The 25,395-nt window shown below is 56.7% G+C and carries 19 protein-coding genes and 1 pseudogene; 9 read left to right on the forward strand and 11 right to left on the reverse strand.

The window, feature by feature from the left end:
- Positions 1-124: 124 nt before the first annotated feature.
- Positions 125-1,048, forward strand: a complete 924-nt coding sequence (locus tag KTE_RS20040; protein WP_201383927.1) for a class I fructose-bisphosphate aldolase — start codon at positions 125-127, stop codon at positions 1,046-1,048.
- Positions 1,049-1,231: 183 nt separating this feature from the next.
- Here KTE_RS20040 and KTE_RS20045 read toward each other — a convergent pair whose 3' ends face one another.
- The 3 genes from KTE_RS20045 to KTE_RS20055 form a co-directional block, all read right to left on the reverse strand.
- Positions 1,232-1,954, reverse strand: a complete 723-nt coding sequence (locus KTE_RS20045) for a hypothetical protein (RefSeq protein WP_201383929.1) — start codon at positions 1,952-1,954, stop codon at positions 1,232-1,234.
- A gap of 266 nt (positions 1,955-2,220) precedes the next feature.
- Positions 2,221-3,783, reverse strand: a complete 1,563-nt coding sequence (locus KTE_RS20050; protein WP_201383931.1) for a PQQ-binding-like beta-propeller repeat protein — start codon at positions 3,781-3,783, stop codon at positions 2,221-2,223.
- Positions 3,780-4,331 (reverse strand): RNA polymerase sigma factor, encoded by a 552-nt coding sequence (locus KTE_RS20055; protein WP_201383933.1) that lies wholly within the window; start codon positions 4,329-4,331, stop codon positions 3,780-3,782. Before KTE_RS20055 ends, KTE_RS20050 begins: the two co-directional genes overlap by 4 nt.
- A gap of 181 nt (positions 4,332-4,512) precedes the next feature.
- On the opposite strand from KTE_RS20055, the gene KTE_RS20060 reads away from it, so the two are divergent.
- From KTE_RS20060 to KTE_RS20080, 5 genes are all read left to right on the forward strand, one after another.
- A complete protein-coding gene (locus tag KTE_RS20060; protein WP_201383935.1) occupies positions 4,513-6,600 on the forward strand; it encodes a S9 family peptidase in 2,088 nt (695 codons plus the stop codon).
- 195 nt (positions 6,601-6,795) lie between these two features.
- Entirely contained in the window at positions 6,796-9,213 is a 2,418-nt protein-coding gene (locus tag KTE_RS20065) for a tetratricopeptide repeat protein (RefSeq protein WP_201383937.1), read from the forward strand.
- A 787-nt stretch (positions 9,214-10,000) separates the two neighbouring features.
- Positions 10,001-12,256, forward strand: coding sequence for an FxSxx-COOH system tetratricopeptide repeat protein (fxsT, locus tag KTE_RS20070; protein WP_201383939.1), 2,256 nt, complete (start codon positions 10,001-10,003; stop codon positions 12,254-12,256).
- Between the two features lie 82 nt (positions 12,257-12,338).
- Positions 12,339-12,737 (forward strand): hypothetical protein, encoded by a 399-nt coding sequence (locus KTE_RS20075; protein WP_201383941.1) that lies wholly within the window; start codon positions 12,339-12,341, stop codon positions 12,735-12,737.
- Between the two features lie 10 nt (positions 12,738-12,747).
- Positions 12,748-13,449: an ATP-binding protein gene (locus tag KTE_RS20080; RefSeq protein ID WP_201383943.1), complete on the forward strand. Its 702-nt coding sequence runs from the start codon at positions 12,748-12,750 to the stop codon at positions 13,447-13,449.
- On the opposite strand, the gene KTE_RS20085 is transcribed toward KTE_RS20080, so the two are convergent.
- Positions 13,446-13,940: a hypothetical protein gene (locus KTE_RS20085; RefSeq protein ID WP_201383945.1), complete on the reverse strand. Its 495-nt coding sequence runs from the start codon at positions 13,938-13,940 to the stop codon at positions 13,446-13,448. The two genes, KTE_RS20080 and KTE_RS20085, sit on opposite strands and share 4 nt — an antisense overlap.
- Here KTE_RS20085 and KTE_RS47595 point away from each other — a divergent pair.
- Positions 13,905-15,092: a tetratricopeptide repeat protein gene (locus tag KTE_RS47595; RefSeq protein ID WP_236600490.1), complete on the forward strand. Its 1,188-nt coding sequence runs from the start codon at positions 13,905-13,907 to the stop codon at positions 15,090-15,092. The two genes, KTE_RS20085 and KTE_RS47595, sit on opposite strands and share 36 nt — an antisense overlap.
- 91 nt (positions 15,093-15,183) lie before the next feature.
- Here the strand turns inward: KTE_RS47595 and KTE_RS20095 are convergent, their stop codons facing one another.
- Complete coding sequence (locus KTE_RS20095) at positions 15,184-16,515, reverse strand: MFS transporter (protein ID WP_201383947.1); 1,332 nt, start codon at positions 16,513-16,515, stop codon at positions 15,184-15,186.
- A 215-nt stretch (positions 16,516-16,730) separates the two neighbouring features.
- Between KTE_RS20095 and KTE_RS20100 the strand changes: the two genes are divergently transcribed.
- Positions 16,731-18,173, forward strand: coding sequence for a hypothetical protein (locus tag KTE_RS20100; RefSeq protein WP_201383949.1), 1,443 nt, complete (start codon positions 16,731-16,733; stop codon positions 18,171-18,173).
- 480 nt (positions 18,174-18,653) lie between these two features.
- Here KTE_RS20100 and trxB read toward each other — a convergent pair whose 3' ends face one another.
- From trxB to KTE_RS20125, 5 genes and pseudogenes are all read right to left on the reverse strand, one after another.
- Positions 18,654-19,604 (reverse strand): thioredoxin-disulfide reductase, encoded by a 951-nt coding sequence (gene trxB, locus KTE_RS20105; RefSeq protein WP_201383951.1) that lies wholly within the window; start codon positions 19,602-19,604, stop codon positions 18,654-18,656.
- A gap of 279 nt (positions 19,605-19,883) precedes the next feature.
- Positions 19,884-21,027 (reverse strand): annotated as a pseudogene (locus tag KTE_RS20110) (RNA-guided endonuclease InsQ/TnpB family protein).
- Between the two features lies 1 nt (position 21,028).
- On the reverse strand, positions 21,029-21,217 hold the full coding sequence (locus KTE_RS49640; RefSeq protein ID WP_201383953.1) for a YlcI/YnfO family protein: 189 nt from the start codon (positions 21,215-21,217) through the stop codon (positions 21,029-21,031).
- Between the two features lie 273 nt (positions 21,218-21,490).
- Entirely contained in the window at positions 21,491-22,990 is a 1,500-nt protein-coding gene (locus KTE_RS20120; RefSeq protein ID WP_201383955.1) for a WD40 repeat domain-containing protein, read from the reverse strand.
- Positions 22,991-23,002: 12 nt separating this feature from the next.
- A complete protein-coding gene (locus KTE_RS20125) occupies positions 23,003-23,542 on the reverse strand; it encodes an RNA polymerase sigma factor (RefSeq protein WP_201383957.1) in 540 nt (179 codons plus the stop codon).
- 238 nt (positions 23,543-23,780) lie between these two features.
- Here KTE_RS20125 and KTE_RS20130 point away from each other — a divergent pair, with 238 nt between their 5' ends.
- Positions 23,781-24,221 carry a hypothetical protein gene (locus KTE_RS20130; protein WP_201383959.1) on the forward strand — a complete coding sequence of 147 codons (441 nt, stop codon included), beginning with the start codon at positions 23,781-23,783 and terminating at the stop codon, positions 24,219-24,221.
- A gap of 46 nt (positions 24,222-24,267) precedes the next feature.
- Here the strand turns inward: KTE_RS20130 and KTE_RS20135 are convergent, their stop codons facing one another.
- A complete protein-coding gene (locus KTE_RS20135; RefSeq protein WP_201383961.1) occupies positions 24,268-25,353 on the reverse strand; it encodes a M20/M25/M40 family metallo-hydrolase in 1,086 nt (361 codons plus the stop codon).
- Positions 25,354-25,395: the final 42 nt, after the last annotated feature.

Consider the following 25,395-nt stretch of genomic DNA (forward strand, 5'->3'; position numbering starts at 1 on the left):
ATGTATGTGGATATACTTCCTAGCGAAAAACTGAGCGCGGAGCGCTAGCCACGCGAGTGGGGTTGTTTTTTGTATGAGAAGATAGTTTTCTGACTTAATGACGAGTACAGAGGTAACGAAGAAAATGACTGATCGTATTCGAGAAATTTTAAGCTGGTATAACAGCGAGAATCCTGGTGTGCGCACCAATCTCGCGCGCATGCTCAATCATGGCCGCCTGGGTGGCACGGGCAAGATGGTCATTCTTCCAGTTGACCAGGGTTTCGAGCATGGTCCCGCGCGTAGTTTCGCGCCCAATCCCGCGGGTTATGATCCCCGCTATCACTTTCAACTGGCGATTGAGGCTGGTTGTAATGCCTATGCCGCGCCCCTGGGCTTCCTGGAGGCTGGTGCCTCAGAGTATGCGGGCGAGATTCCCTTGATCCTCAAATGTAACAACCACGACGTATTGAACGACGAGCGCGATCCTATTTCGGCGGTGACCGCGGGCGTCGAGGATGCGTTGCGCCTGGGTTGTGTCGCGGTTGGCTTCACTATCTATCCTGGATCCTCCGAGCGCACGATCATGTATGAGCAGTTGCGCGATCTGGCCGCTGAGGCCAAGGCGGCTGGTCTGGCCGTGGTGGTCTGGTCCTATCCCCGTGGTAGCAGCATCAGCAAAGAGGGCGAGACCGCCGTTGATGTCGTGACCTATGCCGCGCAGATCGCGGCACAACTAGGTGCGGACATCATCAAGGTGAAGCTGCCTAGCGCGAAGGTGGAGCTGGCCGAGGCTCAGAAGGTCTACCAGAAATATGAGATTCCGATCTCGACCCTCTCTGAGCGCGTGAAGCACGTCATTCAGAGTTCTTTCGATGGTCGCCGCATCGTGATCTTCTCCGGTGGCGCGGCCGCTGGCGATGACCAGGTCTTCAACGAAGTGCGCGCCATTCGCGATGGTGGCGGCTTTGGCTCAATCATGGGCCGCAACTCCTTCCAGCGCAAGAAGGAAGACGCCCTCAAGTTCCTGGGCACGATCATGGGCATCTACGAAGGCTCCGTCCAGTAGGGATAGCTCAAAGCTGCTAAAGTACGCGTCTACATATGACCATTATATGTAGACGCGTACTTTAGTAGCTTTGCTCCTTCCAGAAGACACTATAAAAGGCGCCTCCCATTCTAATGGGGGACGCCTTTGCTTCAGGCTCTCTTAGTGATACATTACGCGCTGTGCTCTTGACCTGAAGCGATATTAGCAGTAGGCACCAGCAGGACACCTCGTGCCCGGGCCGCCCCAACCATACGCGCCGGTCCCGCGACCTTGTCCGCCCCAGCCACCGCCTTGACCGCCCCAACCGCCACCAGTCCCACCCCAACTGCTGCCGCCATTCCAACCAGTGTTGCCACCCCAACTGCTGCCACCATTCCAACCAGTATTGCCACCATTCCAACCGGTGTTGCCGCCATTCCAACCAGTGTTGCCACCATTCCAACCGGTGTTGCCGCCATTCCAACCGGTGTTGCCGCCCCAACTGCTGCCACCATTCCAACCGGTATTGCCACCCCAACTGCTGCCACCATTCCAACCGGTATTGCCGCCATTCCAACCAGTGTTGCCACCATTCCAACCGGTGTTGCCGCCCCAACCGCCGCCCTGGCTGCCCCAGCCACCGCCAGTACTTTGACCACCACCATAGCCGCCCCAACCGCCACCACCGGTGCCGCTACCAGGGCCACTACTGCCGCCACCACCAGTACCACTGCCAGGGACATTGACTGGGGCACCGGTGCCACCGTACATGCCACCTGGTCCCCAGGCGATTGCCTGGTGATGGGTCACAATCTTTGTTGGTACGCTTGCCTTGACGCCGGCCGCTGATGCGGAAAAGGTTGTGCCAAGGAGCAATAAGAGCGCACATAGCCCGCTAAAAGTAACGAAGCACACCGCTTTTGTGGAAAGACGCCAAAATATCATTAAGTTCCTCCGTTGCATGTAATGCATAAAACTTCCCAGGCATGTTTTATGCGTAAAACTACTGATGAACTTTCTGTACGAAGCACTACAATAGCCTCTTTCACCGGCTACTTTTTTAGTTATATGGCTCGTGACAAACGCGAGAAAACTAGCCTGACTACAGCAAAAATAAGCCAGTGTATCGCTGGAACCAGCCTCGTTCAAGGCATACAAAAGGCGTCTCCACTCCAGCGGAGACGCCTTTTGTATGCCTGTGTATTTTAGAGCTAGACTATTTGCAAGAGGATACGATTATTCGGATCGACATGCTGTGGGTCTACTTTGAACGAACCAAGTGGCTTGCCATCTGATACACGCAGGATCTGGATGGTGTTCCCTGGCAGGCTAAGATAGACCTGGTTATCATCAGCCGCAGGAGGATACTCAACGGTGATCTGGTCGTGAAAGGCATAGGTCCAGCGCTGCTTGCCGGTTGCGGGATCTAGTACCACCAGGGTTGACCCGGCCTGTTTCCCGCCATCCTGTATAAGGTAGACCCCTTCTTCGGTAATAAGGGGGTGTGGGTTCTGTATTGGTTCCTGATACTGCCAGCGTAAGCTGCCATCCCTGGGCGAGAAGGCATAGATGCTTCCATAGTGCGCCCCCGCAGAATCAGGAGGTGTCTCCAGGTATAGAACTCTATTGGCCAACGTGGCTGTTGTTGCCCAATCAATCGATGAGGACTTCCAGAGCTGCTTGCCGCTGTGGGCATCATAACCCAGGAGGACGCTCTTCGACTCGGGAATGTGCCCGGGATTTTGCCAGTTCAGATGCTGCGTGACACATAATATATCGTCACTGAGAAATCCCTGGTCCAGAGCCGCATAGGAAATGGAGGCATCATATACCTCTTTCTGCTGCCAGATGAACTGCCCATCCTGGACACTCAAGGCGAAGCGCAGGCCGCTGTGATTTTCAGGGGTGTTTACGGCTCCATAGACCGCTGTATCCGAGGCTCCAAAGAGGCTGATCGTGGATGGCAGCGTTTTTGTTCTGGCGACCGGACTCAGAATATGCTCCCACCTGAGGGTGCCATGTATGATATCGAGCGCGGCGACTTCCAGGTTTGTGCCTTTGATGAACGAGAGAGCTACCGTATTCCCGGAGGCGGCGATAGCCCCCATTCCATAGGTATCATGTTGCCAGCGTAGCTTGCCGTTAGCGATATCGAGCGCGTACAGCACCGTCTGCTGACCGTCATACCCCCAGGCATAATAGGTGCTATCAATAGCCATGCCAGCGATATAATGCCCATTGACGGCGGCAAGCGCGGGCTGTCCTGGGGGGGCCTGAAATTGCCAGAGGGGGCGGTGCGTCTGCATATCCAGGCGATAGAGCGTCTGGTTGACGCGGGCAAACATGGCTGTCTGGTGCTGTCCCTGCCCCGCTGGCTTGTCCGTCTGCCGGGCCTGCTGGAAGAGGAACATTGTACTCCCGATGAGCAGGGCGACGACGATGACGGCGGCCATAACGCTCAATACCCGCCCGAGCGGACGAGTGTTTTTCTGTTGCGTCGATCTGCTCCTCCCTGTTATTGGCAGAACCTGGGGAGTTTGCTGTCCCGCCTGGAGCCTCTGGAGATTTGCGCGCTGCTCGGCGAAGCGCTGCCAGACGCGTTGCAGGGCCTCATCCTGCTCGGGTGGCGCGAAATAGGCCTGTACGTCGCGTACGCTTGCCTGGGCATAGCGGTCGGATGCCTGCCCATTGGCTGACCTGCCCGCGAGGCAGGCGTCGATCTGTTTATCAACGGTCTGTGGGTGAAATCTGGTATGCTTGTCCTGCTTGTTCACTCTCTCCCTCCTTCCTTCTGCTTGTAGAGGTCACGCAAGGCGTTCAGAGTGCGCGAAAGCATGGTTCGCACTGCTCCTTCGCGCTTATGCAGTATTTTGGCAATCTCGGTGCAGCGTAATCCAAGCGTGAAGCGCAATTGGAGCACCTCTTGCTGGATTGCTGAGAGGTTCTGAATAGAATTGTGTAAGTTCGTGTATGTTTCGTGGCGCAAGACTAGATGTTCTGGTTGTTCCCAGCGAGAGCCGGGCGTTTCCTCGGCCTTCTCCAGCGGAAGGACGGGGTGTCTGCGCGTGCGCCGATGAAAATCGATGACGCGGTTGCGGGTAACGGTTCCCAGCCAGGCGCGTCGCTCGTCCTCGTCCATCTTTGCCAGGCGCGCTTCGTGCTCTAGCGCTGCGAGAAAGACTTCGAGTAGCATGTCTTCCGCGTCCTCCTGCGTGGGCACATGCCGCCGCAGATAGGCCAGCAGTTTTGGCGCACATTCACGGTAAAGCTGAGCACACAGCGAGGCGTCTCCCCAGAGGGGGAGCGGGATGGGAACATCCATGTTTCCTTTATGTAGCAACTTCTTTTCCTCGTTTGTATTTGTCTCTTGAGATATCTCAACCAGTGCAACGTCAGAGTGGGCAAAACGTTACAAGCCTGTATGTCCTACTCTTACTTTTTTCTCCTCCTGTAATGTATCCTGAGAATGAATAAACCTGCATGTACAAAGAGAGGATAGTTGTATGCCAGTTACACGGAAGTTTAGCGTGGAGGATCTCTGGTCGCTACGCACGCTGGGGCAGGTCGCGGTCTCGCCCGATGGCAGGCGCGTGGCCTTTGAGATGCACTACGCGGAGCGCGAGGCGGATACGCTGCGAAGCGCGCTCTATCTCTTGTGTCTTGATGAGCAGGGGCAGTCTGAGGGCGAGCCACGCCAGTTGACCCGGAGCGCGAAGAGCGAGTCTTTCCCGGCCTGGGCGCCTGATAGCCGGCGCCTGCTCTTCCTCTCGGATCGCGAGGGGGAGCAGAACCAGCTCTGGCTGATTGATACCGATGGCGGGGAGGCACGCAAGCTCACCACAATGCTGCATGGCGTCAACGAGGCCACCTGGTCGCCCGATGGGCGCTGGATCGCCTTTACCGCCTCCGCTGAGCTGGAGGACGAGGACGACCTGCTCGTCGGCCTCAAGAGTCTCTCCGAGTCCGAGCGTAAGAAGCGTGATGAGGAGCGGCGCTACCGCCTCCGCGTCATTAATGATCCCGACTATCGCAGTGATGGGCGAGGCTACTACGACACGCAGGCGCACCTCTTTGTCATGCCCGCCCCTGGCGAGAATGGCGCGGTAGATCCGGCGCAGATTCGCCGCCTGACGCGTGGACGTTACGAGCACGCTCAGCCTGCCTGGACGCCTGATAGCCAGGAGATCGGCGTCTTGAGCAACCGGCGCGAGGATCGCTTTATGGGCATCTGGGTCCGCGATCTCTGGGCGATTGATCCCGCGAGCGGCGAGGAGCGCTGCCTGACCGAGGGGAAACTGGCCATTGAGTCTTTCTCCTGGTCCCCAGACGGCCAGATGGCGATGGTCGTGGCGGACCAGGATGAGCGGATCGCGCGCAGCCTGGCCCGGCTCTACCTCGTGACGCGCTGGGGAAATGTTGGTGACCGCACGCTGCTGCTGACCCCCGACCTGGACCTGGCGACCTCGGCCTGGGTTGGCGGCCACTTCGGCATGCCTGGCCCCTACAAGCCCCAGTGGAGTCACGATGGGCAGGCTATCTATTTTATCGCCTCCGAGCGTGGGCAGGCACATATCTACCGCCTGGAGGTCGTCTGGCGCACGTTGAAGAAGCTGACGAGCGAGAGCATTACGTATTATCTGCACCTTTTGCCGGGGGAGCGTGGTCTGCTGGTGGCGCAGGAGCAGGCGCAGCATCCCTGTGAGTTCTATCACCTGCCCCTGGAGAGCGAGGGCAAGCCAGAGCGCCTGACCAGGCTCTACGACGATCTCATGCGCGACCTAGCCTGGCCGAGAGTCGAGAAATTCAGCTACGAGGGCGCGGCGGGCGAGGAGATCGATGGCTGGCTGGTCTATCCCATCAGGGCGAAAGAGGGGGTACGCTACCCGCTGCTAGTGCAGATCCATGGCGGTCCTCACTGGGGCTATGGCGATGGGCGTAGTCCCTATGACGCCTATCTCGCGGCGCGGGGCTATGCTGTCTTCTATTGCAATCCTCATGGCAGCACCGGGCATGGCGAGGCCTTCCTGCGCAGCGTCCTGGGTGACTGGGGGGGCAAGGATTTCGAGGATATCATGCGCGGTGTGGATGCCTGCATCGAGCGGGGTGTGGCCGATCCCGAGCGTCTCGTGGTTACGGGTTACAGCTATGGCGGCTACATGACCATGTATACCATCGGGCATACCGAGCGCTTCAAGGCGGCAGTACCGCGCGCGGGCATCTCCAACCTGGCCAGCTTCGTCGGTACTTCAGATATTGGTCCCTGGATGACCTATGAGTCCAAAGGCTTTCCCTGGGACGAGGAGCGTGCCGCCTATTACTATGAACGCTCGCCGCTCAACGCCGCTGCCCGTGTTACCACACCCACGCGCTTCATCCATCCCGAGAACGACCTGCGTTGCCCCATCGAGCAATCGGAGCAGTTCTACATGGCGCTCAAACTCATGGGCAAGGTCCCCGTCGACCTGGTGCGCGTCCCCGGCGCCTGGCACGGTGGCACCCCCAAACCCAGCCAGTCCATAGCCATGCGTGAGCACATGCTTGCCTGGTTCGAGCGCTACATCCAGATTCGCCCCGAGGAGTACGAGGGATAAGGGTGTGTGCGGGTGGGCTGGCGAAGCCAGCCCACCCGCACACACCCTTACTAGATAACAGTAGCCGCGTACGCCAGTAGCGGGTGAGCTTGCCATGTGGTGGCGAAGGGATTATACTGCTGTCAACAGGCGCAGATACAATGTAAATGTAACATGACTGACATGTTTAGATGAAGATGAAGGGATGGAGGTGCTATGGAAGAAGGTAATAAGCGGTCGCGCAAAGAGAAGTTGACGCCAGGACTGAGCGGCGAAAGCGAGCTGGCAAAATTTATCAAGATTCTTACCCCCGACGATCCCCTGCTCAAAGAACTGATGTTTGAAGAGACAACGCCCTTTGCTCATAACCCATTTTTTACAGGGCGTGCGAGTGCTCTCAAAGAGATGCGTAGCCGTTTGCGCTCCAAAGACACGGATATGCTGGCCCTGCGTGGCCCGGCAGGCGTGGGCAAGACGCAGCTCGCACAGGAATATGCCAATCACTACGAAAACGAGTATAAGGGCATATTCTGGCTTAACGCTTACAATCGCTCAACGTTCTTTGCCTCATGCAACATGATTGCCTTCGATGCTGATATCACAAGCTATGAGGATAAGAACCAGTCTACGCTCATAAAAGACCTGCGCGCCTGGCTGGAGAAGCAGCACGATTGGCTGCTGATTGCCGATAATATCACAGACCTGGAGTTGTTGCAGGAACTGCTACCCGCTAAAAGTCACGGCCATATCCTGCTCACGACACGGGAGCCATTGCCTGAAGATGTCGCAAGCACACTGGCGGTAGAGGCTCTCACCCCAGAGGATGGAGCCTTGCTGCTGCTGCGCCGCACCTCCCGTATCATCCTGGGGGATCCGCTGGGAAAGGCTTTGCCTGAGGATCGTGAGCTGGCATTGCAGATCGCGCGTGACCTGGAGGGTCTTCCGCTGGCCCTTAACCTGGCTGGCGCTTATATCAAGGAGAGTAAGCACTCGCTAGCAGACTTTCAACAGATGTATCAGAAAGCGCTTCAGGCGTCGGTGGCTGTGTCACATGAATTAGCAGGATTCTCACTTTCCCTGTTTGCTGTCTTCTCCTTGACCTTTTTTACTATCGAAGCGCTTCACCCGGCCGCGCAGACCCTGTTGCGTTTCTGTGCCTTTCTCGCGCCCGATGATATTCCCGAGCGGCTCTTTCAGGATGAGCATGCCTCTCTGGGGCCTGTGCTGGGACCTGTGGCCAAAAATGAGCGTGAGTGGAAGAAGACCATAGACCTGCTGGTAAATTACGGGTTACTCACTTGTGATAGCAGGAACTCCTGGTTCTCGTTGCACCCCCTGGTCCAGCAGGCTGTGCGTACATTGATCCCTGAAAAGCAGGACGAGGAGAAGCCAGGCAAGCGTCCTATCAGCGAGCGTTTGCGCTCCTCGCGCATCAAGTATCCGCTGGTGACGAGGCGACAATGGGCAGATGCCGTGATTGTGCTCCTTAATATTTGCATGCCTAAAGGCTATAGCGTCGAACATTGGGATAAACATGACATTCTCCTGCCCCATATTGTACGCTGTCTCGACTGGATCAGGCAGGAGGAGTTCATCACCCATGACGCGGAGCAGTTGACACGCCACGCGGGCATGTATCTGCTGGAGCGCGTGCGACCGGCCGAGGCGGAGCCGCTACTGGGAGCCACCGTTGATATCACCACAAGGCTCTATGACAAGAGTCACCCCAACGTGGCTTTAGATATCAGCCAGCTAGGTGATGCCTACGCCCTTATGGGACGGGCAAGCGAGGCTGAGAAGTGCTATAAGCGCGCCCTGGCCCTGATTGCCCGCAAGTCGAAGCGCCTCTTCCCGACTATGGATCTTATTCTACAGAGCGCGGCCCTCTTCTACCTGCGGCAGAAGCAGAATGCGAAGGCGGATGATCTCTTCCGGCGTTTGTTCTCGCCAACAGGCTTGCGGAAGGGTGACCTTGACGATGAGGTGTTGGCCGAAAAGCTAAATCTGATTGGGCATGGGATTCTGCATGAGGCACGCTACGAGGAGGCAGAGTTTCTCTTTAAGCACGCCCTGGAGCTATTTGAGCAACAGGGGAAGTCTGATCAGCTTCCAGCCATGGGAGCGCTAGGGAACCTGGCGCTCACCTACAAGTACCAGGGACGCCTGGACGAGGCCGAGTCACTCTACCTCAAATCGCTTGAGATGATCACATCGCTTGTGCCACCCGATGACTCAAATCTGCTGGCTGGGCGTTATAACCTGGCAAACCTGTACGCGGCCCAGGGGCGCTATGAGGAGGCCGAGCCACTGATGAAGCAGTGTTATGAGGCCTCTAGCAGTCGCTACGGTGCTAACAGTGCCCAGCTTGATAAGATGCGCGGTAACCTTGGCATGGTCTACAACCTTCTCGGGCGCTACGAGGAAGCTGAGAAGCTCCTGAAGCAGACGCTGACCAACTATGAGAAGCGCCTGGGCGTGGACCACCCCGAGACAATCGAATTGATGGGGAAATACATGGACGTCATCTCCCACCTCTCTCAGCAGGAGGCCCAAACCAGAGCCTCGCGCCCTCTCTCCTTCAAGCAAGGCGGCAAGCATTCCGGCAAGGCCCACCGCAAAAAGAAACACCGGTAGCTATAATCCCATAGGCGCCACGTTTACGATTCCTTTGACACATTTTGTCGGACAAGTTCCGAGCTTGGAAAGCCATCCATTGCGCGAGGCGGCTCCCCAGACCGATAGAGACCAGCTTTAGCGCGTCCCATTGGCGTCAAGTTAAGGAGCAGTTGCTCGACTCCCACTCCCATGCTGGAGAAAAAAAGGTAGTGCTTGTAAACCGCGCACCTACCCTTTTTCTCCAGCCGGACGCGGGATGCGCTGACCACCGAACGCAACCGCTCATGCAGGTGTGAAAGGTAGGTGCGCGGTTTACAAGCACCTACCTTTCACACCTGCATGAGCGGTGGGCCTGCCAAATGGCGCTCAAAAGGTCTTCCGATAGAATCGGGAACTCTTCACTTGACGCCAATGGGGCGCGCTAAATCTGGTCCCTACCGACCTTTCGTGCCTTTCACAGATGCCTGTTCGGACAACCTCCTAAAATGTGTCAAAGGAATCGTTTACGGCGTGCAAGGCGATTTATCGCATGACACAATTTGGCAGAGCAAGGTATGACAATCAGAATTTTAGAAGGCACGTCCTATGGTTTTCTTGTAGCCATTAAGGCTGCTATACCCATGGAGCTATAAATGTTGCATATTTATTATCTCTACAATGTAGAACGTACAAAACACGATTTTTATCACATCAATTTTTAAGTTGTGCTTCCACCCAACAACGTAACTTGAATTCCTGGTTTGGATCGATTATAATGCATGAGGTTTGAGAAGCATCAATATGGTAGGGTAAGCGAGAGATATATATGGAAGATAGTAGTATGGGCAAGGTGCATAATAATGGCCAAATACAAGGACAGATTCTCAACGGGCAGAACCATCACATTACCCAGCACTATTATGCGGCGGCAGGCTCCTCCTCGCCGCCTGAGCGGGTCTGGAATGTACCCTACCAGCGAAACCCCTACTTTACGGGGCGCGAAGACCTGCTGAGCAGTCTCCATGAGCAACTACATGCCAAGCGAGGTGTGGCACCCTCGCAGGCCATCAGCGGGCTGGGTGGCGTGGGCAAGACGCAACTGGCTGTGGAGTATGCCTATCGCTACCGAGAGGAGTACAGCTATATCCTCTGGGTGCGCGCCGAGAGCGAGGAGAGCCTCGTTGCTTCCTATATTACCCTCGCCCATGAGTTGAACTTGCCGCAGAAGGATGAGCGGGACCAGAGCCAGGCCATTGAAGCCGTCAAGCGCTGGCTGCGCAATAATGGCGGCTGGCTGTTCATCTTCGATAACGCCGATGAACCTGGCTTCCTCCCTGAGTATGTCCCTACCTTACCTAGGGGACACTGCCTCTATACCACTCGCGCCTCCACCCTCGGTCGCCTGGCTCGCAGCCTGGAGGTCGAGAGCTTCACCCCTGAGCAGGGCGCCCTCTTCCTCCTGCGCCGAGCCCAGCTCCTCGCCGCTGACGTTCTCCTGGCGCAAGCGCCTGACCAGGAAAGAGAATTAGCCCTCCAGATGACCCGCGAGTTTGGCGGCCTGCCCCTGGCGTTGGACCAGGCCGGGGCCTATATCGAGGAAACGCAGACGATGTTAAGCGTTTACTGGCAGATGTACCAGCAGCGGCGCGCCGAGCTGCTGAAGCGCCGGGGCTTCTCGACAGATTATCCTGAGTCGGTGGCGACGACCTGGTCGCTGTCATTTGAACGCGTCGAGCAGCAGAACCAGGACGCCGCCGAGCTGCTGAGGCTCTGCGCCCTCCTCGCGCCCGACGCCATTCCCGAGGACCTGCTGCTTGCGATAGGCACAGAGCTTGGGCGCCCGCTTGCTTCCATTGTCTCTCGTCCACAGCGCTTCAACGAGGCCATTGGTGTGCTTATGCGCTACTCCTTTGTGAAGCGCGACCAGGAACATTCTCTGTTGTCGATGCATCGCCTGGTACAGATTGTCTTGCGTGAGGGACTTGGAGAGGAAGAAGCGCGGACGGGAGAGGAGTCATTCTTCTCGCGCCTCCTACGTCGTCGTAGCTCTCGCGCCAGCCAGAAGAAGCGTGTGCTGCAAGCAGCCCGTGCTGTCCTGCCTCAATCAGACTTCGAATATTGGGCTATCTATGAGCTATGGCTGCCTCACATACTGGCGTGCGTTGACTGGTCGGAGCCGGAGCGGGTAGCATTGGAGGATAGCGCCTCTCTCCTCCAGAAGCTATGCTACTATTTGCGAGAGAGAGGGCGTTACACCGAGGCAGCTTCAGCTGCGCGGCGGGCATTAACGATTCGAGAGCAAGAGCTAGGAGAAGGGCATCGCCTGACGGGGATAAGCCTGAATGAGCTGGGCTCGATCTATCAGGAGCAGGGAAAGTACACCGAAGCCGAACCACTGCTCAAGCAAGGCCTGGTGATCCTGCAGCGCAAAGCCGGGAGTGAGGACCCCTCAACACTGGCGAGCTTGAATAACTTGGCTATCCTTTACCATAGCGTGGGGCAGTTTGATCTGGTGGAGACCTTGTATGAGCAGGTCCTGGACGCACGTGAGCGCAAGCTAGGTGCCTGGCATCCCGATACGGCAGGGAGCTTGAACAACCTGGGAATGTTCTACCATAATCAGGGGAGGCACGAAGAGGCTGAGCCTTTGCTCAAGCGCGCGCTGGAGATTCTCCAACAGGCGTATGGCGAATTACATCCCGATACGGCTGCGAGCTTGAATAACCTGGCATCTCTCTACTATGCTCAAGGCAGGCGTAAAGAGGCTATGGACGTGTTACTGCAATCAATTAGCATCAAAGAGGGGAGTCTAGGCTCCCAGCACCCCTCAACGGCCATCAGCCAGCTTGGCCTGGCGAAGTTCTACCAGGACGTGGGCAGATACGCCGAAGCCAAAGCCATCTATGACCAGGCCTTGCCGATCTGTGAACGCTCATTCTCTCCAGAGCACCTACAGTTGAGGCTAGCCCGCATAAACTATAGTGCCCTGCGCCACATGATGTCTGGTGCCAGGTTGGCCTATGCCCCCCGCAATGGTTCTGCCCCAAAGAAAAAGAAGCCTCACCAGCGCCGCAAACGCTAAACATGGGTCGAACTTTTGGTGTATTGGTGCGTTTATATAAACGATGGTAGATGTAAAAGCAGAAGAAAAGGAGCATATGGTTATGGACCCGATCTCTACCGTGGAGGCCGCGCTAACAGCAGGCGCCGTGGCAAGCGCGCAACCTCTGGCAGGCCAGGCACTCAAAGACGTCTACCAGGGCCTCAAAGCCCTCATCGTGCGCCGCTATGGCGACAAGCCCAAAGTGCAGGAGACACTCAAGGAGCATGAGGAAGATCCCGAAACCTTTGCCAAACCCCTCCAGAAGGCCCTGCGCACCGCCCAGGTCGAGAACGACGAAGAGATCCTCGAAGCCGCCCAGCACCTCATGACGCTAATCCAGCAGCAACAGGTTGGCACCAATAACTACAACATCCAGAATAGCGGCACCGTCCAGGGCCAGATTATTGATGGCAAGAATCACACTATTACCATGAAGTTCGGGGAGCCACCCAGGAAATAGGACTAGCCACATGGATGATGGCAGCACATATAACATAGAGAACGACGGCCTGATGCAAGGCTCGATCTTTGGTGGGCGCAATCACAACATTACCCAGAACTTCTATCCGCCCGCTGGCACGTCCATGCCGCCCGAGCGAGCCTGGAACATTCCCTACCAGCGCAACCCCTACTTTACAGGCCGCGAGGACCTGCTAACCCGTTTGCATAAGCAACTGCATGCGGGCCAGGACATCGCGCTCTCGCAGGCCATCAGTGGGCTGGGCGGCGTGGGCAAGACGCAACTGGTGGTCGAGTACGCCTACCGCTACCGTCAGGAGTACCGCTACATCCTCTGGGCGCGTGCCGAGAGCGAGGAGAGCCTGATCTCCTCCTACGTCGCCCTCGCCCACCTGCTCAACCTGCCGCAGAAGGACGCGCAGGACCAGCACCTTACCGTTCAGGCCCTCAAGCACTGGCTACAAAACAACGGCGGCTGGCTGCTTATCCTCGACAATGCCGACGAGCCCAAGATCCTCTCCCCTACATCCCCGCAGCGCCCCAGGGCCACTGCCTCTACACTACGCGCGCCTCCACCCTCGGTCGCCTGGCCCACTGCCTGCCAGTCGAGAGCTTCCCTGACGAGCAGGGCGCCCTCTTCCTCCTGCGCCGCGCCCAACTCCTCGCACCTGATGCTCTCCTGGAGCAAGCGTCTGAGCAGGAGCGAGAGCTAGCCCTGCAAATTACCCGAGAGCTTGGCGGCCTGCCACTGGCCCTCGACCAGGCTGGCGCCTATATCGAAGAAGCGCAAACCAGCCTCGCCGAGTACCTGTGCCTCTACCAGCAGCGCCGCGCCGAACTGCTTGCTGAGCGTGGCGACATCGTTCCTGACCATCCTGAGCCAGTTGCCACCACCTGGTCTCTCTCCTTCGAGCGCGTCGCTCAGCGCAACCCTGCCGCTGCCGACCTGCTGTGCCTCCTCGCCTTCCTGGCCCCCGACGACATCCCCGAAGAGATTATTACTGGCGGCGCTAAGCATCTCGGCAAAACGCTTGCTCAGGTTGCAGCTGACGCCTTTAAATTGGATAAAGCTCTCAGTGCTCTCCTGGCCTACTCCCTGATCAAGCGTGACCGTGAGAAGAAGGCTCTCTCCATACACCGCCTTGTACAGGCTGTGTTGCAAGATGTAATGACTGTTGAAGAGCGCGGGCAATGGATAGAACATGTCATAGCTGCTGTGGGGAAAACTTTCCCTGAACCTTCCTTTGAGCAGTGGGAGGCCTGTGAGCGCTGGCTGTCTCACGTGGAGCAGTGTACCACCTGGGCCATACAGGAGAAGATCGAAACACTTGCTGCCGCATCTCTATTTAATAATGCCGGCTATTACTTGAAAGCACGAGGACGGTATGCCGAAGCAGAACCATTATATAAGCGAGCGCTAGTAATTCATAAAACGAGGTTAGGAGCCTGGCATCTTTTAACGGCGGCAAGCCTGCATAATCTGGCGGGATTGTATTTAGATCGGGGAAAGTACGCTGAAGCAGAACCATTGTTAAGGCAATCGCTAGCGATTTATCAAAAGAAGTTAGGAGCCTGGCATCCGGATACAGCAAGGAGCCTGGGAATTCTAGCGGAGCTTTACACGGATCAGGGAAAATACGCGGAAGCAGAGCCGTTATATAAACAAGTGTTGGCAATTCGTGAGCGAAAGTTAGGAAGAGCGCATCCTTTAACAGCGATCAGTCTGGACCATTTGGGGACGCTCTATCAACATCAAGGTAGGCATGAGGAAGCAGAGCCGTTATTGCAACGAGCGTTGACGATCTGGGAGCGTGAGTTAGGGACTGAGCACCCAGAGATGGCGATGAGTCTGAACAACTTGGGAACGCTCTATCAATATCAAGGCAGATATGAGGAAGCGGAGCCTTTGTTTGTACGCGTGCTTGCGATTCATGAAAAAGGGTTAGGCGCCTGGCATCCTTCAACAGCATTAAGTTTGAACAATCTGGGTGCGCTCTACCAGTATCAGGAAAGGTATGAAGAGGCGGAGCCATTGTATAAGCGAGCGCTAGAAATACGAGAAAGGGAGTTAGGAGCCTGGCATCCCTTAACGGCGGCGAGCTTGCATAATCTGGGAATGCTCTATCAGTTTCGAGAAAGATATGAGGAAGCAGAGCCATTATGTAAACGAGCATTGACGATCTGGGAGCGTGAGTTAGGGACTGAGCATCCTCATACACGAACAGCGCGAGCAAGCTATGCCGCGCTACTCCTTGCTATACGGCAAAACGCAACACCTGAACAATCATCACCTCACGAGAAACTGCGTGGCAAGCAGAAAAAGAAGGCCCGCCAGCGCGAGAACCGCAGGCGGTAGCCCTCATATCATGCATGCCACAGAAGTAGCCGCGTACGCCAGTAGCGGGCCCGCTACTGGCGTACGCGGCTACTGTTGGTCTTTGTTTCGTTCACTTCACTCCCTTGACCTGGTAAATTACAGCCGTACCGAGGGCAAAGTAGATGACGGTGACGGCGAAGAGTGTCGTATAGCCAAGGTGGTTGGGTGTGTTGTGCAGGACCTGCAGCAGGATGCCGCCGATGGCGATACCCACGACCTGCGGCAGGATGCCCATGGCGGACCAGATACCAAGGAACTTGCCTGCCTCGTCGGTGGGTGGCAGGGCGTCGGCGACGAGCGCCCAGTCGACGCTGGAGTAGGCGCCATAGCCGATGCCGAAGAAGAGGGCGGCGATCAGGGAGATGCTGGTGGACTGGAAGAAGATGAAGAGGATGCAGACCAGCGTCATCATCGCGCCCGAGAGGTAGACCAGGCCCTTGCGTCCCCAGCGGTCGGAGGCCCAGCCCGCCAACAGGGAGGTCGGCAGCGAGGCGATAAGCAGGACGGGGAGGAACTGCCCGCCGATAAACTGCTCGCCCGAGATGTGCAGGACGTCGTCAGCATAGTATTGCAGGAAGTAGAAGATGGTCCAGATGCCCATCTGCACCAGCAAGCGCGCCAGCAGGACCCAGGAGAGATCGGGATACTGCGAGGGCTTGAAGAAGAACTTGCGCATGAAGGGACCAAGGCGAAATTGCTGCCGCGCCTCCAGCGGTAGGGGCGTCTCCTTGACGGTCAGGATGGTGTAGGCCACCACGATGATCTGCACCACGGCAATCAGCAGGAAGATCCAGACGATCTCATTCTTATAGACATCCAGGGCGTCACGCTTATTGATGATCAGGCCCGCGACGACGGAGCCGATGGCGGTTCCCAGCAGGAGGCAGAGGCCGTTGATACCCGCCGTCAGGCCGCGCTGTTTGACCGGAACCTTGTCGGCAATGATGGCGCTCCAGGGCGAGTTGGCGAAGTTATTGCTAGCCTGGAGCAGCAGGAAGAGCACGGCGAAGGCGGGGAGGAGCAGGCCGGGACTCAGATAGGGCGCGAAAGCGAAGGCGACCAGGGCCAGAATGTTGAAAATAGTGCCGATGAGCATAAAGGGGCGGCGGCGTCCCATGCGGAAGGTCGCGTAGTCCGAGATGGCCCCTACCAGTGGGTTGACGACCACGGCGGCCAGCGTCCCCCACGCCACGACCAGCGTCAGATTGATATCCTTCTGCGCTGGATCGAGCAGCTTGGCAACCATGCTGGGAATGATAACGGAGATAATGGCGTTCCAGTGGAACTGGTTCGCGAGCCAGAAGACGTTGATGTTGATCTGCTCCAGGAGCGAGACGGGACGCGGCTCGGTCGCCAACACCGGCGACGTGGCATCACTGCCAGGCTGTTCAGATATCTCCATGTTTAGATATCCCCTTGAATGTGCTTTAGAGAGATTACGATAAATAGACTGTGTTGGCTATTATACTCAGCCATGTTGAGGACTGACAAGGGTCATTTTGCAGAAACATAAGTCATCCCGAATTTTTTGAGGATGAGCTTGCCAAAAAGCCCTCCAGAGAGAAACTTGAGGAAAACACCCTTTACCACCTCAAGAACTCAACTGGAGGGCTCGACATGTCAACGCATTCTCTCATATGGCAAGAGGGTCCGCAAGTGTGGGCCTTTGACCCCGAACTGATGTCAGAGGCGCTCTTACGCCTGTTAGCTAAGCACCTCATGCCCCTGCTCCTGCAGCTGGATGCCCAGCTAGACAAGCGCCTGGTGCGCACCTTTGCGCGGTTGGTGCAAACCATCATCACTTTTCGTGACCGGGTCAATGCCTTGCTCTTGACCGAACTGGGTGAACACCTGGGCTCAGCTCAGCAGACACCCGCTGCTGTCAAGCGCATCAGCCATCTGCTGCGTTCTCCCAAGTGGTCGAGCTCCCTCATCCGTGAGTATCTCTTGCAACGAGCGCACGAGCGCCTTGAGCAGTGGGAAGCCCAGCAGCTCATCGCGCTCCTGGTCTGGGATAGCAGTCAGCAGGAAAAAGCCGAAAGCATCCACAATGAGGAGTACTGCGCAGTGCGCTCGACGAAAGCAGCGCGCTTGAAGCGGATCAAGAAGGGCTTCTACACGCCTCCCAGTGGTCCCGTTTTTGTCCCCGGGCTTCACTGGGAAGGCGTCCTGCTGGTGGGTCTCTCCACCCGTCAGGATCCTCCCCAGGTGGCCGCCATGCGCTGGTGGACGAGCCGGGGAGTGCATGCCTCCTTCCAACGCGATGAACAAGGCAAGCTGCTCGTTGAGCTCAAGGAGCGCTTTGGTCGCCGCGTGATTCATATCTTTGACTCTGGCTTTGCAGGCAGCTTCTGGCTTGGGGTGCTCCTGGGCTTGGAGCTGCGCTTCATCATGCGCTGGAAGAGCAGTTACAAGCTCCTTGATGAGCAGGGGTGTCTGCGCAAAACCTGGGAGATCGCCCGCGGCAAACCGAGTTGGGAGAAGATGGCCATCTGGGATGCGCGCAAGCAGTGCCTCGTGCCAGGAGGGATTGTGGCCTTTCCCGTTCGCCATCCTGACCACCCTGAGCATCCCTTCTGGTTGGTGGTCTGTCGCTCCCAAGATCGTGAGCCCTGGTATCTCTTGACGGCAGAACTTGCCAGCACTCCCACGCAGGCTTGGCCCACCTACTGGGCCTACGCCCGTCGCTGGCAGGTGGAGGAGGAAATCAAGGATCAAAAAAGTGAGCTCGGCTTTGAGAGTCCACGCGTGCAGGCATGGGAGACGCGCGAAAAGCTCTTGCTGATCGCGACGCTGGCCTACGACTTTCTGCTCTCGTTGTTGCATCCCTGGCTTGAGCCGCTGCGAACCTGGTGCATCGAGACCTTTTGTCCGCGCACGGGTCGGCACTTGCGCCTGGTGAAGCATCCCTTCGTGCGGCTGCGAAAGGCCGTACGAGCGCTTTGGCAGGCCTATCCACCCCAGGCGTTGCTCCCTCGGGAGCCCCTGTGGCCGGGCGCGTCATCGTCACGGAAGAAAAAGCATCCGTCTAAAGCCACAAGCACCTGCGTGCAAGCGTAAGCGGGAAAACGCAGCAGGGGACGCGTTGGCTTCGTATACACAGGGACAAGCCGCCACACGAGATCATGGGGCAAGGCGTGCACAAGCTGTGCTCCCCTGGCCGTGGCACGGGGGGAAATGGCAGGCCGGTACCTGTCTCCTGCACAAAGGAAGAGATCCGGGGCCTTCTCCGCACGTGGAGAAGGCCCCGGATCTCTTCCTTTTCCTCAAAATTTGGGATGACTTATGTTTCTGCAAAAAAGAAAGGCTTGTTGGGTCCTCATAAACGACCCGAACAAGCCTTCCCGTGTCAAGACGTGGTTAACAAGTGTTTCTTGGTGTACTACCAGATTGTTTTTAGGAGGTTTCCTGGATTAATATTTTTCTTTTCAAGAGTTCTCTTTACATTGTAACCTCCGCTGCAAATTGGTAACGTAGAGAGAGGATGCAGAGAGAGGGCGTGCTCGCACGCCCTCTCTCTGCATCCTCTCTCTACAACATTTATTCCCAGTTCTCTATGCCGACGTGGATGCCCTGGTTCTCCAGCCAGCGCTCGACGTCGATGGCGGCGCGGCAGCCATCGGCGGCGGCGGTCACGGCCTGGCGATAGCGATGGTCGGTGACGTCACCGGCAGCGAAGATACCAGGGATATTGGTCATGGTGTACTCGACCGGGTCGATATAGCCCTGGGCGTCCATCTGGACCAGGCCCTTGAAGATCTCGGTGTTGGGCTTGTGCCCGATGGCAATGAAGAGGCCATGCGCGTCGAGCGTGCTCTCCTCGCCAGTCCTGACGTTGCGCAGGCGTACGCCGGTCACCTCTTCCTCGCCCAGGACGTCGGCGACCTCGCTCTCCAGGACGATGCTGATCTTCGGATTGTTGCGCGCGCGATCCTGCATGATCTTGCTGGCGCGGAAAGAGTCACGGCGATGGACCAGGGTCACATGATTAGCGTAGCGCGTCAGGAAGGTTGCCTCCTCCAACGCGGTATCGCCGCCACCCACGACCACGACATCCTTGCCACGGAAGAAGAAGCCATCACAGGTTGCACAGGCCGAGACGCCGCGCCCCTGTAAGCGTTGCTCATTGGGCAGGCCCAGCCACTGCGCGCTGGCACCCGTGGCGATGATGATCGTATGTCCCTGGTACTCGGCGCTATCGGTCGTGACCGTGAAGGGCTTCGCGCTGGTATCGATCTTGATGGCGTCCTCAGGTACCAATTCGGCCCCGAAGCGCTGCGCCTGCTTCTCGAACTTCTCCATCATCTCCGGTCCCATGACGCCATCCTCGAAGCCGGGATAGTTCTCAACCTCGCTCGTCTGCATCAACTGACCGCCGGTCTGATAGCCCTGAAGCACCAGGACGGACATATTGGAGCGAGCCGCGTAGATCGCCGCCGTATAGCCCGAGGGGCCTGAGCCGATAATGATTGTGCCGTAAACCTTCGCCATGTCTCTCAATCCTCACTTTTATTTGGAAGCTAAGTCTGCTTTGCGTATTGCCAGTGAATTGCTTTCGCCTATGAAAACAGCGAGCGCGCCCAATTTATGCCCGAGTTTTTCCTATAGGCTTGCCCTGCTGATCCTCACCACAAAAAATAATGTCCACTGATTATAACACGCACTTATTCCCTCTCATAGGGATGAGTTATACTTGACCTACTCCCCATGCCTGAAGGGCAGGGGATTCTCTCCCTCACGAGAGGGCCTTCCTGTTTCACCGAGGACCGCCTACGCCCCTTTCGAGGTCGCAGGTCTTACGTTCTCTCCGCAGGCTAATACGACTGCGAGTCCCGCAGCCAGGATGTTGTATGCTGCATTGATGTCTCGGTCATGGCAGACACCACAGTCTGGACAGACCCACTCACGTACGTCCAGGGTGAGACTCTCCAGTTTGTGTCCACAGGCGCTACAGGTCTTGCTGGTGGCTTCCCAACGATCAATGATGACGACCGTGCGTCCGTACCATGCCGCTTTGTATTCCAGTTGCCGCCGAATTTCGCCCCATCCCACATCACTCATCGCTTTGGCAAGACAATGGTTCTTGAGCATGCCAGCCACGTGCAAGTCTTCCAGACAGATCACTTGGTTCTCGCGTATCAGTCTGGTGGTGACTTTGTGCTGGTAGTCTCGACGAGTATCGGCAATTTTCGCATGCAGACGAGCGACCTTGCGGCGTGCCTTGTCGCGATTTTTGCTCCCCTTTTTCTTCTTCGCATGCTTGCGTTGCGCTTTGGCGAGCTTCTTCTCGTAACGGTGGAGGTGTTTGGGATTGGGAATCGCCTCCCCATCGGAGGTGATGAGCAGCGATTTGAGCCCCAGGTCTACCCCGATGACCTTCTCTGTCAGGGAAAGCGGCTCAATCCACTCATCAACCAACAACGAAATGAAGTAGCGCCCCGCTGGATCTTTGGAAACGGTGACACGAGAAATGCGTGCCTCTGCTGGCAGGGGGCGCGACCACACGATGTCGAGGGGGGCTTGCTGTTTGGCAAGGGTGAGCATGCCATCACGCCACACGAAGGCATTATCCGTATAGGTGGCGCTTTGCCCTTCGTGTTTCTTCTTGAAGGTGGGGGTATTTAGCGCGGCCCTCAAAAAAGTTTTTGTAGGCGCTGTCTAGATGACGTAATGCCTGTTGCAGGGGAACACTACTCACATCTTTCAGCCACGCCGTCCCTTCCTCTTTTTTGAGGGCGGTGATGGAGGCACTGAGCTCGGAGGTCTTCATTTTGCGTTTGTGGTCAAAGTAGGCACGTTTCTTGGTTGAGAGGGCATAGTTGTACACGAAGCGACAACAGCCGAACGTTTGCGCCAGATTGCGCGCCTGTTCGTCCGTTGGGTAAAATCGGTACTTATACGCCTTCTTGACCACGTTATTTGCCTTTCTTCTTGGTCTCTTGCTTGAGGTAGTCCTCAAGAGCCTTCAAAATTTCCCCATTAAGGGAACGGTGATTGTTCTTTGCGCTTTCCTTCATCTGTTTCAGTAGCTCAGGAGGAAAGCGTACCGTAAGTGATTGTGTTTCATGTTCCATGCAACCATTGTAATACCGTATTGGTTGCATGTCAAGCGGTTTCACCCCTCCCTGTCCGCCTCAAAAGGACTCGCTTATATCCCCATGGCTAAAGCCCTGTCTCTTATACACATTTAACAAAGCGAATTTGCAACGTGGCTAAAGAAGCTGTCTTGAAAGGAAGAGCTGGCAAGTACGCTCTGAAAAGCTCATGCTTGGCATCCCTCTTCTGATGCCGCTTCTCATCTCCGTTTGTAATTTGTGTATAAAAGACAGGGCTAAAGCCAGGGGTTTTACGCTCGGTGTGGCGTTTATGTATAAAACTTATTTCGCTACCCAGACGAGGATACGGCCTTCGTAGTACTGCTTTTTGTCGTCACCTGTGACAATGACTGTCTGACTACAGGCGATGTATTTCCCGTTGGGGGACCAGACGCCGTTGTAGCCAGTCTCTCCGAAGGTGTAGAGGAGCGTGCCATTACTGGCATCCAGAATCTGAATATTGGTATGCACACTTTGTACTTCGACCTCGATGCGGCTGCCATCGGGCGACCAGTTGGCAGAGATAATATTGTTCTCAGCTCTCAATGGCTTGATAGGTTGGCCCGTGTGGGCGTCGACAAGTCGGATGGCGGTCCCCATTCCGGTGGCGCCATCACCGTCCACAACGGCTATTTGCTCGCTATTGGGCGACCAGCTTAGATTGAGAACATTCGGGTGTTCCCAGAGCTTGCTCCAGTTTGTGGTGCTCCAGATCATTGCCGTGGACATCTGAGCATCTTGTGCTGATGGGTAGACCAGCGTAGCCAGCGAAGCGCTATCAGGCGACCAGGAAAGGCCTGTGATGCCATGCGGGAAGATATCTAATGTTTTGATAAGTGTGCCATCGTGCGCGTTCCAGATGAAAAGTGGTGTACGTGGATTGCTGCCGTGGTAAGTTGCTGCAATATACTTGCCATCGGGTGAGAGCGCGAGATCCTTAAAGTAGAACCCTCCTGAGAGCGAGACCAGGTTGCTGAAGAAGGTACCATGAGTCGTTGAGCTGCTCAGAAGATGGGAGTTTGTGCTGGTAGTTTCGCTGGGAAGCGTCAGAATTCTGACTCTTTCCGTCGTTTGGGCGTCAAAGACATAGATCTTTGACTGGGCCACGACCAGTAGGTATTTGCCATCAGGCGACCAGGCGACATCGCCGAGCAACGTTTCGCCAGGAGTCGGGTAAGTGAGCTTATGCGCGCCGGTTTTGGCGTCCCAGCTGGTAAGCGTCGTTCTATTGAGCGAGGCTGCCAGGCGCTGGCCATTGGGCGACCAGTGTAGCCCATAGTCCATGTCGTAGAGCTCAGACCGATACACTACCTTCCCCAATGGCTCGCTTGGAGCGGTCTTTTGTGGGGCTGGTGTGGGTGTTTGCGTATGGGTCGCTGTATTGCCGGGCGCGTTTCTCTTCTGCTGGGCCGCGTTCAGCACGAGGAGCAGGCTGCCAACCACGGCTACCAGGACGAGGCAGGCGGCCAGAAGCGTGAAGGCCCTGGGCAGCGTTTTCGGCTTCCGCCCGGCTGGCGCATTCCCGGCGTTTATTCCTCTTCGCTGGCGTTGCTGGGGGAGGGATACGACGTTTATGTCCTGGGGCGTTGTCGCGTTGAGATTGCTGTGCAGTTTGCTCAGGACGCGCTGCAAGGATTGCTGGTCTTCATGGTCGCGCATGAGGGTCGGCAGGGACCTGGCGAGCCGCTGCTCTCTCCGCGTGGGACCACCCTCGTGTAAAAGCTGTTCTATCTGTTCATCTACCTGTCCCGGTAGGAAGAAATCTTCGTGTTCTGCCATCATTGTTTGCTCTCCCTAGATCTTCTCACTACAGACACGGCGCAGCGCATTGAGCGCCCGCGAAAGCAGGACACGTACCGCTCCGTCGCTTTTGCCTACCTGTTTGGCGATATCGGCACTACGCATCTCGTGTACAAAACGCAGAGTCAGGATCTGCTGCTGCAAGGGCGGTAGCGTGCCTATGGCCGTGCGTAGTTGCGTGTATTCCTCGCCACGTAGGGCCGTTTGCTCAGGCGCGTGCGCTTCGTCAGCGAAGAGACCGTCGAAGGCATCCTCCAGCGGTACTGGCACCATGCGAGCAGACCTGCGGTAGGCATCGACCATCTTGTTGCGCGTCACGCGCCAGATCCAGCGGCGTTGTTCAACTTCAGACCAATCGTGAACCTGCTCGTTCTCCAGCACGGCCGTAAAGATATCGAGCAGCATATCCTCGGCGTCTTCCCGCGTGTTCATACGTTGTTTCAGAAAGGTGAAGACAGCTGGAGCATAGCGCTCAAATAGCTCCGTCGTGCTCGACGATCTGGGATGTATCTTTTGACTCGATCTCAATAACATTCTTTTAAATTCCATTTTTTTGAATGTACGTACATATCATCCAGGGGCCTCACCCACACAGTCGTCATACACAAGCAGATGTTACATCTATTTGTGTCTGATGTGCATGTAGTGGCGGGAAGGCTTCGCCTTCCCGCCACTACATGCACATCAGACACAATCCCAACTATTTTCGCGTTTTTGCGTATAAAACATGGAATAAAATTTATTTTAAATGCATCTAAAGAGGAGCAATGTGATGTCTCATATGCAGGAGCAAGAAGGACAGGCCAAAGCCTGGCAGGACAGCTATGAAGGCTACCGGGGTGATGACGAGTATCGCCCTGGACAGAGCCGAGAGCAAAAGCTCAACGTTGACGGCGACGAGATGTTCGCCGATATGCTCATCAAGCGCATGCGCCAGGAGTCCGGCGCAGACGACAAGGCACGTGAAGAGCTCTCCAAAATGAACATCATGCGCATGTGGCTCGGTATCATCTCCGTGGTCGCAGTCATCCCTATCTTTATTGCCTTTGGCGTTGCGCTGGCAAGCGGCGTAAGTGGGGGCGCGACGATTGGCCTGGGCTGGGGCTTCGTCGCGGCCTGTGCCGTGCTACTCTTCACCAACGCCTACTTTAACTGGGCCAGCATCGAGATTGCCAAGCAAATGTATGGTCGAAAAGAAGAGAAGAAGGGGTAATAGATAACAGACAGGAGCTGGATGCAGAGCATCCAGCTCCTGTCTGTTATCTATTACCCCAGAGGGCGAGTAGGCGCAGGGTGTCCTGTACGAGTTGCTCCAGGGGGGCAAGCGCGACATATTCCTCGAAGGAGTGCTCGTTGACGACGCCTGTGGAGACGGTAAAGGCGCGAATGCCCGAGGCACGGAAGCCGCTGGCATCGCTGCCAATGAAGGTTGGACGTAGCTCAAGCTGTACTCCACGCTCGCGCAGGGCTTCGCCATAGACCTGGAGCAGCGGCTCGTTGGGATCGACGCGATAGCCACGCGAGTGTGTATTGAACTTGACATGTGCCGAGCCGCCTGCTTGCTGTGCCGTGTGCGTGAATGCCTCCTTAAGCTCCTGCCTATAGCGCCGAATGGCCGCCTCTGGCTCAAAACTGCGTAGTTCGCCCTCAAGCGTCAGCGTGGCGGGAACGGCGTTGCGCGCGTTGCCAGCCGTAATGTGCCCGATATTGATGCGCGTCTGATCCTCATTGAGCGCGCCCAGGGTGAGCGGCATCTCGCGGAAGATGCTCAGGACGTTGACGGTCTGGGCTAGATCCTTACCAGGATGGCCGGTCTTCCCCTCGATGGTGACGTCAAAGGCCTCGTAGGCCGCGCCCTGCGAGACGACCACGCCCGCCTCAAAGGCATTGTCAAAGACCAGTCCCTCTTCAATATGCCAGGCACTGGCATCGAAGCGCGAGGCCCCACACAGGCCGGTCTCCTCCATGACGGTGAAGAGCAGCACCAGCGGTGGGTGGGGCAGGCCTTGCTCCAGCGTGCGCCGCAGCACCTCCAGGATGATCGTCAACCCGGCGCAGTCGTCGGCGCCCAGGTTGGTCGCGCCATCGCTGTAGAGCACATCCTCGCGCAGGACCGGCTCATGCCCCAGACCCGGCGGCACGCGGTCCATATGCGCGTTAAGCAGGAGGGGGCGCCCCTCACCCGGTAGGAAGGCGATCAAGTTCCCCTGGGAATCAACGGCGCTCTCCAGTCCTCGACTGGCAAGCACACTGGCAAGATACTCGCGCACCTGCTCCTCATGCCCCGAAGTACTCGGGAGGCGAATTAACTCCCGCAGCGTCTGATACAATTGCTCCGCGTACATGTATGTCACTCCTTCTGGTAGGTTGCCATTGATAATTGGTGC

This window comes from Ktedonobacter sp. SOSP1-85 (genome assembly GCF_016587415.1).
In the GTDB taxonomy this organism is placed as follows: Bacteria; Chloroflexota; Ktedonobacteria; order Ktedonobacterales; family Ktedonobacteraceae; genus Ktedonobacter.